Source organism: Streptomyces sp. cg36, from assembly GCF_041080675.1.
Taxonomy (GTDB): domain Bacteria; phylum Actinomycetota; class Actinomycetes; order Streptomycetales; family Streptomycetaceae; genus Streptomyces.
Genome location: NZ_CP163520.1, coordinates 7,022,682 through 7,036,915 on the forward strand (window position 1 = coordinate 7,022,682; position 14,234 = coordinate 7,036,915).

The window sequence follows — 14,234 nt, forward strand, 5'->3', positions numbered from 1 at the left end:
GGCGAGGCGGTACCGGAGGCGGGCAGGCCCTGAGCGGCCGTCGCTGAGCGGCCAGGGCCGGGCCGCCGTGTGCGGGCGGCCGTGGCCGGGCCCGGTCCGCTGCCCGTCAGAGCGCGTCGTACACCGCCTCGACCAGCGCCATCTTGCGCGGGTCGTCGACGATGTGCGAGCCCATGCGGTTCATGACGTAGCCGAGGGAGAGGCCCGCCTCCGGGTCGGCCAGGCCGCACGAGCCGCCGAAGCCGTCGTGCCCGACGGCGCGCGGATTCGGGCCGTAGGAGCGCCCGGTACCGCTCAGCCACAGGCCCAGGCCCAGCTCCGTCTCGTGCGGCACGCCCGGGCCGATGACCAGGTCGCGGCAGGCGCCCTGGCCCTCGCGGACCCGCTCGACCGTCTCCGGCGACAGCACCCGGCGCCCGCGCCACCGGCCGCGCCCCGCGTAGACGCCGTAGAGCTCGGCGACCGCGCGGGCGGTGCCGTGGCCGTTGGCCGCCGGGAGTTCGGCGGCCCGCCACTCGGGGGTGTTGGCGTCGGCGGCCGTCGCCAGCGGGTTGGTCAGCGCGGCGACGCCGACCGGTGCCAGCTCCGCGAAGAGCGCGGCCAGCCGCCCGGTGCCGGCGGCGGGCGGCTGCACCAGTTCGGCGGCGCGCCCGGCCTCCTTGCCGGGCAGCCCGATGGAGAAGTCGATGCCCAGCGGCCCGGTCACCTCCTGGCTCAGGAAGGCGCCGGGCAGCAGTCCGCTCACCCGCCGGACCACCTCGCCGACCAGGAAGCCGAAGGTCAGCGCGTGATAGCCGGAGCGGCTGCCGGGCTCCCACCACGGCTCGGTGGCGGCCAGCCGCGCGGTGGTGAGCCGCCAGTCGAAGAGCTGCGCCAGGGTGTGCGGCTCGCGCAGCCCGGCGAGCCCCGCGCGGTGCGCCAGCAACTGGCGCACGGTCACCGACTCCTTGCCCGCCGCGGCGAACTCGGGCCAGTACCCGGCGACCGGCGCGTCCAGGTCGAGCAGCCCCCGGTCGGCGAGGACATGGGCGCACAGCGCGGTCGCGCCCTTGGTGGTGGACCAGACGTTGACGAGCGTGTCCCGCTCCCAGGGGCGGGTGCGGGCGCCGTCGGCCCAGCCCGCCCACAGATCGACGGCGCTCTCGCCGCCGAGCGTGACGGCGACGGCCGCGCCCAGCTCGCCGCGGCTGCGGAAGTTCTCCTCGAAGGCGGTGCGCACGGCCGCGAAGCGGGCGTCGCAGTGACCGTGGACCGGCGGTACGGGCTCAGTCATGGAGGACATGGCCGGACCGTACCGACTGGTCGGACCGGCAGGAAGGGGGCCGGGTGCCCCCGGCCCCGCCGAGGTGCTGGTGGCGGCGGGGAACGGCAAGATGTCCATGAATCGATTTGTCCACTTCTCCCGGCAGGAAGGGTGCCCAGGAGCCGTTCACACGCGCGAACCAGGAAGCGGCGATGAGTGAAGAGTCGGTGATGGGCGGGGACTGCTGTCTCCTGACGACCGGAGAACTCGTCCCCGGCGACGTGATCGCCACCGGCCTGGACAGCTGGTACGTGGTGGTGCGCACCGCGCCCGCCAGCGAGGCCCGCACCCGGCTGCTGCTGCGCCCGCTGCGCGGCGGCCCCGACCAGGAGCGGCTGCTCGCGCGCCGGGACCGCCAGGTCGTACGGGTCGGCCGGGTCGATCCGGCCGGGGCGACCGGTTCCGAGGCGCCGGGCGGGGTGCGGCGGCGCGTGGTCGTGACCGGACTCGGTGCGCTCACCCCGCTCGGCGCCGATGTGCCGGGCCTGTGGCAGGGGCTGCTCGCGGGGCGCTCGGCGGTCGGTCTGGTGACCGGAGAGGCGTTCGAGGGGCTGCCCGTCCGGCTGGCCGCCCAGGTCCTCCTGGACCCGGCGGACCTGCTGCCCCGGCCGCTGGCCCGGCGGCTGAACCGGTCGGCGCAGTTCGCCCTGCTGGCCGCGCGCGAGGCGTGGCGGGACGCGGGCCTCGACCCGGCGGGCACCGGCGCGAGCGGGCTGCTGCCCACCCGTACCGGGGTGTCGCTGGGGACCATCACCGGCGGTGCCCCGGTGCTGGTAGAGGCCCAGCGACGCCTTGAGGAGCGCGGGCCGAGGGCCGTCTCGCCGTTCACCGCGCCCATGATCGTGCCGTCCTCGGCCGCCGCCCAGATCTCGCTGGACCTCGACATCCGGGGCGAGGCCAGCACCCTCGTCTCGGCCTGCGCGTCCGGCACCGAGGCCGTCGGGCACGCCGTCGACCGCATCCGGGAGGGCCATGTCGACCTGGTGGTGGCGGGCGGCACGGAGGCCGTGATCACTCCGGCGATCCTGGCGTCCTTCGCCGCGATGCGGGCCGTCTCGCTGCGCAACGACGACCCGGGGTCGGCGTCCCGCCCGTTCGACGCCGAGCGCGACGGATTCGTCCTCGGGGAGGGCGCCGGGGTGCTGGTCCTGGAGGCCGAGGAGCACGCCAGGGCCCGGGGCGCGCGCATCTACTGCGAGGCCGCCGGGTGGGGCCTGTCCGCCGACGCCTTCCACATGGTGGCGCCCGAGCCGGCCGGGCGGGGCATCGAGGCCGCGCTGCGGGCCGCGCTCGCGGACGCGGACGCCACGGTGGCCGACGTCGTCCACGTCAATGCGCACGCCACGGCCACGGTCGAGGGCGACCGGGCCGAGGCGCGCGCGCTGCGCCAGGTGCTGGGCGTCCACACCCCCGACGTTCCGGTCACCGCCAACAAGGGCGCGCTCGGCCACCTCCAGGGCGGCGCGGGCGGTGTGGAGGCGATCGCCACCGTGCTGGCGCTGCGGGACGGGCTGGTGCCGCCCACGGCCGGTTGCGACGACGTCGAGGACGGGATCGCCCTCGACGTCGTCCGCCGCTGTCCGCGCTCACTGCCGCTGGACGGCGACATCGCGCTGAGCAACTCGTTCGGCTTCGGCGGGCACAACGCGGTGCTGGCGTTCCGCAGCATCGGCTGAGCCCGCCCGGTGGGTCAGCCGAGTCCGCCCGCGAGCGCGCTCATCAGCGTGCCCGAGGGGGTGTCGCCGGACATCTCCCAGACCATCGCGCCGAGCAGGCCCTTGGACTTGAGGTAGGCCGTCTTCTTCCCGATCGACCAGGTGTCGTCGAAGGTCCACCACTGTCCGCCTGCGCCGGTGTAGGCGTACGTGGAGACCGACTGCTCGTCGTGGTAGACGGTCAGCCCCGGCACCCCGGTGATCAGGTTCTGGTAGCCGCGCACCCCCGCCTCCTCGGCGAACTGGCCGGGCGCGGCGCCCTGGGCGGACTGCCATTCGCCGTGCGCCCCGCCGTCGGCGACGCTCTGCCAGCCGCGCCCGTAGAACGGGAAGCCCACGGTGATCTTGCGCGGGTTGACCCCGGCGTCCAGATAGGTCTGGACGGCCGCGTCCACGCTGAAGTGCGTGGTGTACGGGTCCTGCGCGTCGGTGTAGAGGTTGGCCTGGTCGCCGGTGCGGTTGGGCTCCCAGGAGTTGTCGCTGCCCGCGCCGTGGAAGTCGTACCCCTGCACGTTGGCGAAGTCCAGCGACGCGAAGACCTTGGTGAGGTCCCAGCCCTGCTGGATCTTGGCCGGGTCGGCCGGGGTGAAGGCGGTGAGCAGCTTGTGGGTGCCGCCGACCGCGTCGAGCTGCTTGCGGAACTCGGCGAGCAGCAGGGCGAGGTTGGCCTTGTCGGCGGTGGAGTAGTGGTTGCCGGCGTGGCCGTCGGGCGAGCCGGGCCACTCCCAGTCCAGGTCGATGCCGTCGAAGACCCCGGCGCCGGTGCCCGGGCCGCCCGCGCCGTTGTAGGCGGGCAGGTTGCCCTTGATCCACACGTCGACGCAGGACGAGACGAACTTCTTGCGTGAGGCGTCGGTGGCGGCGGCGTCGCTGAAGAACTTCGAGTACGTCCAGCCGCCGAGCGAGACGACCACCTTGAGGTTCGGGTACTTGGCCTTGAGCTTCTTGATCTGGTTGAAGTTGCCGCGCAGTTTCGCGTAGCCGTCGTCGGCGACGCCGTCGACCGACTGGTCGGCGCTGAACGGCCGTGCGTAGTCGGCGTCCGCGTCGCCCGCGCCGGTGCCCTGGTCGGGGTCCTGCGGGTTGGTGCCCACGCCCTTGGTGACCCCGGCCAGACAGGTCAGGTTGACCGGGTCGAGGTTCTCGAAGGCGTAGTTGACGACGTCCAGCTTGGCCGCCGAGCCGGAGGTGACCAGGTTCTTCACGAAGTACTGGCGGCCGTAGATGCCCCACTGCGCGAAGTAGCCGACCTTCAGGTACTTGCCGGTCCCGGCCTGGTCGTCGGTGGTGACCGTGAGCGCGGCGGAGGCGGGGGAGGAGTTGTCGGCCGCGTCCCGCGCCTTCACGGTGAAGGTGTAGGCGGTGGCCGGGGTCAGCCCGGTGACGCTCGCCTTGAGCGCGGACCCGGGGACGGTCGTGGCGAGCGCCCCGTCGCGGTACACGTCGTACGCGACCACGCCGACGTTGTCGCTCGCGGCGTCCCACGCCAGGTCGACGCCGGTCGAAGTGCGCCCGGTGGAGCGCAGGTTCGGGGGAGCGGTGGGCGGGGTGGGGTCGGAGGCGGGGTCGGTGGTCCTGGTGGTCACCGGCGCGCTCTGCGGCCCGGCGGTGCCCCGGCTGTCCTTGGCCCGGACCGTGAACGTGTACCCGGTGGCCGGGGTGAGTCCGCCGACGGTGGCGGAGGTGGCGCCGGTGGTGGTGGCGACGACCGCGGCGCCGCTGAGCACCTCGTAGGAGGCGACGGGGTGGTCACCGGCGGTGGCGGCGGTCCAGGTGAGCGAGACGCTGTGGGCGGTGACCGAGGCGACCTGCGGGGTGCCGGGCGCGGACGGCGGTACGTCGGGTGTGCCGTCGCACTTGTCGCCGTTGACCGTGCAGGCGCCGGGGGCGCCGATCGGGCCGTTGGCCACGAACCAGTAACTGTACGGCTCGGTGGTGGAGTTGGCCGGGACGGTCGCGTTGTAGTACGCGTTCTTCACCGTGACGTGCCGTCCGCTGACGGTGGCGTCGCCGTTGTAGTGACCGCTGATGGCCACCCCGGCCGGGAGGTCGAACTCCAGGGTCCAGCCGGTGACGGCGGTGGCGGTGGTGTTGCGGATGACATAGGTCCCCTTCCACCAGGAGCCGTTGTCCTGGCTGCTGAAGGAGGCGGTGAGGCCGCCGGCCGCGTGGGCCGGTGCGGCGGCGAGCCCGGTGAGGACGGCGGCGGGCAGCAGGAGCGCGCCGAGCAGGGCGAGCAGTCTTCGGTGCCGGGGTAATGGAGACGGCGAGGACATCGTTCCTCCCTGTGGTGCCGTGGGGGATGGGACAGGGCGGATCGCTCGGCACCGTAGAAGGTCTGGACCAGTCGGTCAACCATCTGGTCCAGACCTGTTGCGGACCGCCGTCATTCCGCCGTCGTTCCCCCGTCATCCGTCCGGAATGCGGTGACCGGAACCGCCCGGCGCGCCCTACCCGGCGCTCGCCGCACGAGTCCCCGCGAGCGTCCGCCCGAGCACCTCGGCGAACCGCGCCGGATGCGTGCTCAGTCCCACGTGGCCGCCCGGGAACTCCACCGCGGCCGTGCCGAACCGCTCGGCGAGGACCTCGGCCGGGCGGGCGAGCAGCAGCCCGCGCGAGGCGCGCCCGTACGCCGGAACGAGCCGGTCGGCCCGGGCCGCCAGAGCGTCGAGGTCCGGCAAGTGCCCGCTGAACCCGCGCAGTTCGCGCTCCAGGAACTGCGGCATGTTGGCCGCCGTCCGCCGGTAGCGCTCGACGGTCTCCGGCGCCGGCTCGCCGTCCGCCACCTCCCTGCCGTCCGGATCGTCGTCCTCCTGGCCCGCCGCGGCGCCGAGTTCGGCCATCGCCGCCGGGAGTCCGTCGCGCCGGAACGCGTCCACGACGCCCGCGAAGGCCGCCCGCCACCGGTCCGCGTCGGGCAGCAGTCCCAGTACCGGCGGCTCGTGCGCGACGACCCGCCGCACCCGCTCCGGATGCCGGGCCAGCAGTTCGAGGGCGATGATCGCGCCCGAACTGCTGCCGAACACCTGGGCGGGCCGGTCCGGCGACACCTCGTCCAGCAGCCGCCGCATGTCGTCCGCGTGCACCTCGACCCGCTGGTCCGCGCCCGGCTCGTCCTCGACGCTGCGCGACTTGCCGCGCGGGTCGACGGCGACCACCGTGAAGCGGTCGGCGAGCCGCGGCCCCACCACGTCGAAGGTTCCGGCGTCGCCGCCCCCGCCCGGGATCATCAGGAGGACCGGGCCGCTGCCGCGCGTCTCGTAGTACAGCGTCGCGCCGGGGACCCGCAGTTCAGGCATGGTTCGATCCTTCGTCGTCGGGGGAGGGCCCGTCGATGGCGGGCCAGTTCAGGAGGGCGGTGTGCAGTGCGGCCACCGCCTGCCGCCAGGACGCCTCGACCTCGCGGGCATGGCCGAAACCGCCCTGCGCCTCGATGGTGCTGAAGCCGTGGAAGGTGCTGCGCAGCAGACGCACGGCGTCGGTCAGGTCCGGCTCGGCCAGGCCGTAGCCGCGCAGCATCCCGTAGGTGATCTCGGCGGTGCGGCGCATCGCCGAGCTGTCGGTGACGTCGGCGGGGTCGATCCGGATCTGGGTGGCCGCGTACCGCCCGGGGTGCGCCAGGGCGTACGCCCGGTAGGCGTCGGCGAAGGCGGTGAGCGCCTCGCGTCCGGAGCGGCCCGCCACGGCGACCGCGATCTCGTCGATCTGCTCGCCGCCCGCCAGCAGCGCCATGCGCACCTGCAGGTCGCGGACGTTCTTGACGTGCGAGTAGAGGCTCGCGTCCCTCACCCCGAAGTGCCGTGCCACGGCCGACAGGGTGACCTTGTCGAAGCCGATCGCGTCCGCCAGATCGGCCGCCGCCGCCGTGATCCGGTCGGCGGTGAGTCCCGCGCGTGCCATCAGTCCGCCCTCGTGTCGACGGTGCTCCGGGGCCCGGAACACCATTTCCTAGGAGTCCTAGGTTCGGGCCTAGGATACACAGGAAGGCTGGCGGTGGCCCTCGGCGGCGCGACGCCGTGCTGCTCCCGCGCCGCCGCGGCTAGTCTCTGGCGACACGACACACAGCTTGGGGAGGCAGCCGTGCCGCAGGATCCGGCGGAACACCGCGTCGTCGTCACCGGGGTCCCCCGGCACACCCGCCCGCTCTCCGGCTACCGCCCCCGGACCGAGATCGACGAGCAGACCACCCTCGGGCACACCTATGTGCGCTCCCTGATGCGCAGTCAACTCCTCACCGGACTCGCGGTGTTCACCGTCCTGGTCCTGCTCGTCGGCCCGCTGCCGCTGGTCTTCGCCGCCCGGCCCGACGACCCCGGCCTGGTCTGGGGCGTGCTCGGCTTCGGCGTCTACCCGCCGCTGGTGCTGCTCGGCCGCTGGTACGTACGGCGGGCCGAGCGCAACGAACAGGACTTCGCCCGCCTCGTCGAGGACCGCTGACACCCCGCCCGCGGCAGCCCAGGAACGTGAGCCCGTGAACCAGAACTACGCCGTCCCGGCCGTGGCCCTCGTGGTGGTCGCGACCGTCCTCGTCGGCGCGCTCGGTCTGCGCATATCCCGCACCACCTCCGACTTCTACGTGGCCTCGCGCACCGTGGGCCCCCGGCTGAACGCCGCCGCGATCAGCGGCGAGTACCTCTCGGCCGCCTCCTTCCTCGGCATCGCGGGACTCGTGCTCGTCCAGGGCCCCGACATGCTCTGGTACCCGGTCGGCTACACGGCGGGCTACCTCGTCCTGCTGGTGTTCGTCGCCGCCCCGCTGCGGCGCTCCGGCGCGTACACCCTGCCCGACTTCGCCGAGGCCCGGCTCGCCTCGCGCTCCCTGCGCCGGTTCGCCGCCGCCCTGGTCGTCGGGGTCGGCTGGCTCTATCTGCTGCCGCAGCTCCAGGGCGCCGGACTCACCCTGAAGGTGCTGACCGGGGCGCCGCGCTGGTTCGGCGGGGTGCTGGTCGCCGTGGTGGTCGTCGTCACCGTCGCCGCGGGCGGCATGCGCAGCATCACCTTCGTGCAGGCGTTCCAGTACTGGCTGAAACTCACCGCCCTGCTCGTGCCCGCGCTCTTCCTGGTGCTCGCCTGGCACCACGACGGCACCCCGCGCGTCGCCTTCGACGAGCCGCCCGCCTTCCGCGAGCAGCGCACCGTACGCGTCGACGACACCCTCGACCTGGTGCTCGCCCGTCCGCTCGCCGTCACCGCCACCGGCACCCTCGACGGCACCCGCCACCGGGCCGAGCGCATCGAACTGCCCGCCGGCACCCATCGCGTCGAGCGGGGCGCCCGGCTGGTGTTCGCGGCGGGCGACCCCGTTCCGGACGGCACGACGGCGGGCGCCTCGGCCAGACCGTCGGCCGAGGCCCACCGCGACCGGCCGCTGTACGCCACGTACGGGCTGATCGCGGCGACCTTCCTCGGCACCATGGGCCTGCCGCACGTGGTGGTGCGCTTCTACACCAGCCCGCACGGCGTCGCCGCCCGCCGCACCACGGTCGTCGTCCTCGGCCTGCTCGGCGTGTTCTACCTGCTCCCGCCCGTCTACGGCGCGCTCGGCCGGCTCTACGCGCCCGAACTCGCCCTCACCGGCCAGGCCGACGCGGCCGTGCTCGTCCTGCCGCACCTGCTCATCGGCGGGACCGGCGGCAACCTGCTCGGGGCGCTGCTCGCGGGCGGCGCCTTCGCGGCGTTCCTGTCCACCGCCTCCGGCCTGACCATGGCGGTCGCGGGCGTCCTCAGCCAGGACGTGCTCCCGGCGCGCGGCGTACGGCACTTCCGCTTCGCCACCGTCCTCGCGATCGCCGTGCCGCTGGCCGCCAGCGCCCTGGTCGGCGGACTGCCGGTGGCCGACGCGGTGGGCCTCGCGTTCGCCGTCTCCGCCTCCTCCTTCTGCCCGCTGCTGATGCTCGGCATCTGGTGGCGCGGCCTCACCCCGCCGGGCGCGGTCGCCGGAATGGTGGCGGGCGGCGGCTCGGCGCTGCTCGCCGTCACCGCCACCATGGCGGGCCTGCCGGACGAGGGCCCGGTGCGCACCCTGCTCGCCTGGCCCGCGCTCTGGTCGGTGCCGCTCGGCTTCCTCACCATGGTCCTGGTGTCGCTGGCGACGCCGGGGCGCGTGCCGGCCGGGACCGCCGCCATACTCGCCCGCTTCCATCTGCCCGAGGCGCTGTACGCGGGCCACGGCGGCCGTCCCGCCGGGCAGCGGGAGGCCGGGGCGTGACCGGGTTCCTGGCCGGGATGTTCGCGGCGGCCCTGCCGCTGGTCGCGCTGGGCTTCTGGGCCGGGCGGCGCACCGCCCGGCCACCGCGCCTGGGCGACCTCGGCACGCCCGTCGAGCACGCCACCTTCCAGACCCTGCACACCGCGTCCCTGGCCGCGCCCCCGCTGCGCGCCGGACTCACCCCCGACACCGCCCGCCGGGCCGCCCGGCGGCTGCGCACCCTGCTCGGCACCGACGCGCTGGGCCTGACCGACCGGGGCGCGCTGCTGACCTGGGACGGGGCCGGGGAGCACCACGGCGCGGAGATCCTGGAGCGGCTCGGCCGGATCCGCGAGACCGGCCGGGGAGAGGCGTTCGCCCTCCGCTGCGACGACGACGGCTGCGCCCTGCACTGGGCCGTGGTGGCCCCGCTCACCGTCGACGACCGGGTGCACGGCGCGCTCGTGGCGTGCGCGCCGCGCGAGTCGGCGGTGCTGGTGCGGGCGGCGGCCGAGGTGGCCCGCTGGGTCTCGGTCCAGCTGGAACTCGCCGACCTGGACCGCTCCCGCACCCGGCTGATCGAGGCGGAGATCAGGGCACTGCGGGCGCAGATCTCCCCGCACTTCATCTTCAACTCGCTCGCCGTGATCGCCTCGTTCGTCCGCACCGACCCGGACCGGGCTCGCGAACTGCTCCTGGAGTTCGCCGACTTCACCCGCTACTCGTTCCGGCGCCACGGCGACTTCACCACGCTCGCCGACGAACTGCACGCCATCGACCAGTACTTGGCGCTGGTGCGCGCCCGGTTCGGCGAGCGGCTCTCGGTGACCCTCCAGATCGCCCCGGAGGTGCTGCCGGTGACGCTGCCGTTCCTCTGCCTCCAGCCGCTGGTGGAGAACGCCGTCAAACACGGCCTGGAGGGCAAGACCGACCGCAGCCACATCACCATCACCGCGCAGGACGCCGGGGCCGAGGCGCTGGTCGTCATCGAGGACAACGGCGTCGGCATGGACCCCGAGCGGCTGCGGCGCATCCTCGGCGGCGAGGTCGGCCCGTCCGGCGGCATCGGCCTGTCCAACGTGGACGACCGGCTGCGCCAGGTGTACGGGGACGGCCACGGCCTGGTCATCGAGACGGCGACGGGCGCCGGAATGAAGATCACGGTCCGGCTGCCCAAGTACCAGCCGGGCGTCCACCCGGCGCCGACCGCCCCGCGGCCCTAGGGCCCGTCCGGCCCGGCTCTCAGGCCGCGTACTCCGACAGGTCGATGGCCCGCACGGTGAGCGGATGGCCGTGCTCGGGGTGGCGGGTCTCCCGCTCCGGGGCCATCCCGAGCTTGCCCATCACGTTCAGCGAGGCCGCGTCCTCGGCCCGGCAGATGCCCAGCACCCTCTCCAGGCCCCGGTCCTGGAGGGCGAACTCCAGCGAGGCGTGCGCGGCCTCAGACGCGTACCCCTGCCCCCAGAACTGCCGTCCCAGCCGCCACTGGACCGCCACGTCGGGCAGCACCTCGGGCAGATAGGCGGGGACGGTGAGGCCGACCGCCCCGGCCAGTTCGCCCGAGCCGAGGAGCTCCACGGCGAAGAGCCCGAAGCCCTCCTCGTCCCACTCCTCCTCCCACGCCCAAAGGTCGTCGGCCGTCCGCTCCAGATCGCGGACCGAGCCGTCGCCGGACCAGCGCATGACGTCCGGGTCCGCGTGGATGTCGGCGAGGGCGGGCAGGTCGTCCTCGTCCCAGCGGCGCAGCAGGAGACGGGGGGTGTGGATCTCGGTCATGCGCCCATCCTGTCGAAAACGCGCCCGAACCGGTAATCGGAGCCCTCGGCGGCGGACCGGGGCCGTGCGACGCCTGTTGTCCTGCGGCCGACTGTGCTTCCATGCCACGGCGACGACCGGATGTGCCGCCCGGGGCGGCAGGGGGGAGCGTGGACATGGACCGGCGGGGGTTCCTCAAGGGCGCGGCCGTGGCGTCGGCCGCGGTGCTGCCGGCCTGGGCGGGCGCGGTACCGGCCCGGGCCCGGGCGCTCGGCACCACCGACTGGATGGCCGCCATCGGCGGTGCGACCCCGCTGCGGCAGCTCTCCGTCCCCGGCACCCACGACTCGGGCGCCCGCTTCGGCGGCCCCTGGGTGAAGTGCCAGAACGCGGTGATCGCCGACCAACTGAACGCCGGCATCCGCTTCCTGGACGTACGCTGCCGGGTCACCGGCGACTCCTTCGCCATCCACCACGCCGCCTTCTACCAGAACCTGATGTTCGGCGACGTGCTGATCGCCTGCCGGGACTTCCTCGCGGCCCATCCGTCCGAGACGGTCCTGATGCGCGTCAAACAGGAGTACTCGACGGAGAGCGACGCCGAGTTCCGGCGGATCTTCGACCTCTACCTCGACCAGAAGGGCTGGCGGCCCCTCTTCCGCCTCGATCCCGCCCTGCCCGCGCTGGGGGAGGCCCGGGGCAAGGTGGTGCTCCTCGCCGACAACGGCGGCCTGCCCGGCGTGCGCTACGGCGACCCCGCGCTCTTCGACATCCAGGACGACTACAACGCCGAGCCCTTCGGCAAGTACCCCAAGATCGAGGCCCAGTTCCGCAAGGCCGCCGACCAGCCCGGCAAGCTCTACGTCAACTATGTGAGCACCGCGGCCGGGCTGCCCCCCGAGTGGAACGCCGACCGGCTCAACCCGCAGGTCCGCGACTTCCTGAACGGCTCGGCGGTCGCCGGACGCACCGGGCTCGGCATCGTCCCCATCGACTTCGCGGGCAAGACACCGGGCCTCATCGACGCCGTCCTGCGGCACAATCCCGCGCCGACCGCCCGCCGGGCGCGCCCGACCGGGTGAGCGCGGGCCGAGCACGCCGCGAACCGTACCCCGGGTGCCGCTCCGTGATGCGGAGGAAAAACCCGCGAAGTTAAGCTGACGCGGTGGCTGGAGGCGACCGACGGGAGATCGGGCCGGGCGAGAGGCTGGCCCTCAACCGCATGGGCAGCTTCGACTGGGACCTGGTCGACAACACCCTTGCGTTCGATGACGCCGGTCTGGCCGTCTTCGACCTGCGGCCCGGCGAGTACGACGGCGACCCGGACTCGCTGGACGCCCGGGTGCCGCCCGAGGAGGCCGCCCGGGTCTCCGCCGTCATCGACGAGGCCGTGCAGACCGGCCGCTCCTCGTACGGGGCGTACTTCCAGGTGCGGCGGCGCAACGGCCACCGGCAGTGGACCCATGTGCGCGGACGGATCCTGCGCGACGAGCGCGGCGCCGCGTACCGGGTCATCGGGATCGTCCGCAACGCCTCCACCGAGCTCACCGAGTACACCCTGATCAGCCCGCTGGAGGCGGGGCGCCGGCGGATCACCGGGATGGTCCAGGGCACCACCGAGGCCCTGTCCAAGGCGGTCACCGTGGACGACGTCGCCGCCGTCCTCACCGGCACCGAGGGGATGCGGCGGTTCGGCGCCGACGGGCTGGTGCTGGGGCTGGTCGAGGGCGGCGCCCTGAAGGTGATCGCGCTGGCGGGCGACTCGATGGACGCGCTCGACGAGCTGAAGCTGCACCGCCTGGACGACTCGCTGCCGCTCGCCGAGGCGGTGCTGACCGGGCAGGCCCGGTTCGTCACCTCGCTCTCCGAGCTGGGCCACCGCTTCCCCCGCCTCGCCCCCTACATCGAGGCCCTGGACCTGGACGCGGCGGCGTTCCTGCCGCTGATCGCCCAGGCCCGCCCGGTCGGCGGCCTGGCCCTGTTCTTCCGGGGCCGCAGCGACTTCTCCGCCGAGGACCGCAACCTCTGCCTGGGCCTCGCGGGCATCGTCGCCCAGTCGCTCCAGCGCGCCCTCCTCTTCGACCAGGAGCGCGAGTTCGCCACCGGCCTCCAGGCGTCGATGCTGCCGCGCCACGTCCCCGAGATCGCGGGCGCGGAGATCGCCGTGCGCTACCACGCGGCCTGGGGCGGGCGCGAGGTCGGCGGGGACTGGTACGACGTGATCGCGCTGCCCCGGGGCCGGGTCGGGGTCGTCGTGGGCGACGTCCAGGGCCACGACACCCACGCCGCCGCGATCATGGGCCAGCTGCGCATCGCGATCCGGGCCTACGCGGGCGAGGGCCACGCGCCCGCCACCGTCCTCGCCCGGGCCTCCCGCTTCCTCGCCGAGCTGGACACCACCCGCTTCGCGACCTGCACCTACGCCCAGGTGGACCTGGTCTCCGGCGGGGTCCGCGCGGTCCGCGCGGGCCATCTGGGGCCGCTGATCCGGCACACCGACGGCCGGGTGGGCCGCCCCAATCTGCGCGGCGGGCTGCCGCTCGGCCTGGCCACCGAGTTCGAGGACGAGGAGTTCCCGGAGACCCGTCTCGACCTGGTGCCGGGCGAGACGATGGTGATGTGCACCGACGGCCTCGTGGAGGAGCCGGGGCTGGACATCGCGGCCGGGATGGACGCGCTGGAGGCCGCCGTGCGGGCGGCCCCCGACAGCGCCGACGCGCTGGCCGACCACCTCTCCGCCAGCCTCTGGGAGCGCTGGGGCACCGGCGACGACGTGGCGCTGCTGGTGCTGCGCCGCGCCCCCGACCCCGGCACCCCGCAGGCGCCCCGCATCCACCAGTACATCCACCAGGCCGACCCCGAGGGCCTCGCCGAGTCCCGGGTCGCGCTGCGCCGGGCCCTGGCGGACTGGGGTTTCGCCGAGCTGGTGGACGACGTGGAGCTGGCCGCGGGGGAGCTGCTCGGCAACGTCCTGCTGCACACCGAGGGCGGCGCCGTGCTCACCCTGGAGGTGCTGCCCGAGCCGGTGCGGCGGGTGCGGCTGTGGGTCAAGGACCGCTCCAGCGTCCGCCCCCGCCGCCGTACGCCCGGCGAGGCGGCGACTTCCGGGCGCGGCCTGATGCTCATCGAGGCGGTGTCGGCCCGCTGGGGCGTGGAGCCGCGCGGCGACGGCAAGGCGGTGTGGTGCGAGTTCGTGCCGCGGGCGAGCGGCCCGGTGGACCTGTCGGGCGAGCGCCCGGTGGTGCCGCCGGAGGAGCCGCCCGAGGACTGAGTC

The 14,234-nt window shown here is 74.4% G+C and carries 11 protein-coding genes; 6 read left to right on the plus strand and 5 right to left on the minus strand.

Features of this window, described 5'->3' with window-relative positions; translation table 11 throughout:
- Nucleotides 1-106: 106 nt before the first annotated feature.
- On the minus strand, nucleotides 107-1,273 hold the full coding sequence (locus AB5J87_RS31345) for a serine hydrolase domain-containing protein (protein WP_369383724.1): 1,167 nt from the start codon (nucleotides 1,271-1,273) through the stop codon (nucleotides 107-109).
- A 182-nt stretch (nucleotides 1,274-1,455) separates the two neighbouring features.
- On the opposite strand from AB5J87_RS31345, the gene AB5J87_RS31350 reads away from it, so the two are divergent.
- Entirely contained in the window at nucleotides 1,456-2,979 is a 1,524-nt protein-coding gene (locus AB5J87_RS31350) for a beta-ketoacyl synthase (RefSeq protein WP_369381552.1), read from the plus strand.
- Between the two features lie 14 nt (nucleotides 2,980-2,993).
- Here AB5J87_RS31350 and AB5J87_RS31355 read toward each other — a convergent pair whose 3' ends face one another.
- The 3 genes from AB5J87_RS31355 to AB5J87_RS31365 form a co-directional block, all read right to left on the minus strand.
- On the minus strand, nucleotides 2,994-5,294 hold the full coding sequence (locus AB5J87_RS31355; RefSeq protein ID WP_369381555.1) for a glycosyl hydrolase family 18 protein: 2,301 nt from the start codon (nucleotides 5,292-5,294) through the stop codon (nucleotides 2,994-2,996).
- Between the two features lie 174 nt (nucleotides 5,295-5,468).
- Entirely contained in the window at nucleotides 5,469-6,317 is an 849-nt protein-coding gene (locus tag AB5J87_RS31360) for an alpha/beta fold hydrolase (RefSeq protein ID WP_369381557.1), read from the minus strand.
- Nucleotides 6,310-6,918: a TetR/AcrR family transcriptional regulator gene (locus tag AB5J87_RS31365; RefSeq protein WP_369381559.1), complete on the minus strand. Its 609-nt coding sequence runs from the start codon at nucleotides 6,916-6,918 to the stop codon at nucleotides 6,310-6,312. The genes AB5J87_RS31360 and AB5J87_RS31365 overlap by 8 nt, the downstream gene beginning before the upstream one ends.
- Before the next feature lie 180 nt (nucleotides 6,919-7,098).
- Here AB5J87_RS31365 and AB5J87_RS31370 point away from each other — a divergent pair, with 180 nt between their 5' ends.
- Genes AB5J87_RS31370 through AB5J87_RS31380 form a run of 3 tightly spaced genes read left to right on the plus strand, consistent with a single transcriptional unit; the run spans nucleotide 7,099 to nucleotide 10,428 of the window.
- Nucleotides 7,099-7,455: a hypothetical protein gene (locus AB5J87_RS31370; protein ID WP_369381562.1), complete on the plus strand. Its 357-nt coding sequence runs from the start codon at nucleotides 7,099-7,101 to the stop codon at nucleotides 7,453-7,455.
- Between the two features lie 34 nt (nucleotides 7,456-7,489).
- Nucleotides 7,490-9,226 carry a cation acetate symporter gene (locus AB5J87_RS31375; RefSeq protein WP_369381564.1) on the plus strand — a complete coding sequence of 579 codons (1,737 nt, stop codon included), beginning with the start codon at nucleotides 7,490-7,492 and terminating at the stop codon, nucleotides 9,224-9,226.
- A complete protein-coding gene (locus AB5J87_RS31380; RefSeq protein WP_369381566.1) occupies nucleotides 9,223-10,428 on the plus strand; it encodes a sensor histidine kinase in 1,206 nt (401 codons plus the stop codon). The genes AB5J87_RS31375 and AB5J87_RS31380 overlap by 4 nt, the downstream gene beginning before the upstream one ends.
- Nucleotides 10,429-10,447: 19 nt before the next feature.
- Here AB5J87_RS31380 and AB5J87_RS31385 read toward each other — a convergent pair whose 3' ends face one another.
- The gene (locus AB5J87_RS31385) at nucleotides 10,448-10,981 is read right to left on the minus strand and encodes a GNAT family N-acetyltransferase (protein ID WP_369381569.1); all 534 of its coding nucleotides are present in this window, start codon (nucleotides 10,979-10,981) and stop codon (nucleotides 10,448-10,450) included.
- 101 nt (nucleotides 10,982-11,082) lie between these two features.
- On the opposite strand from AB5J87_RS31385, the gene AB5J87_RS31390 reads away from it, so the two are divergent.
- Together AB5J87_RS31390 and AB5J87_RS31395 are read left to right on the plus strand one after the other, a co-directional pair.
- On the plus strand, nucleotides 11,083-12,042 hold the full coding sequence (locus AB5J87_RS31390) for a phosphatidylinositol-specific phospholipase C domain-containing protein (RefSeq protein ID WP_369381571.1): 960 nt from the start codon (nucleotides 11,083-11,085) through the stop codon (nucleotides 12,040-12,042).
- Between the two features lie 140 nt (nucleotides 12,043-12,182).
- A complete protein-coding gene (locus tag AB5J87_RS31395) occupies nucleotides 12,183-14,231 on the plus strand; it encodes a SpoIIE family protein phosphatase (RefSeq protein WP_369383725.1) in 2,049 nt (682 codons plus the stop codon).
- Nucleotides 14,232-14,234: the final 3 nt, after the last annotated feature.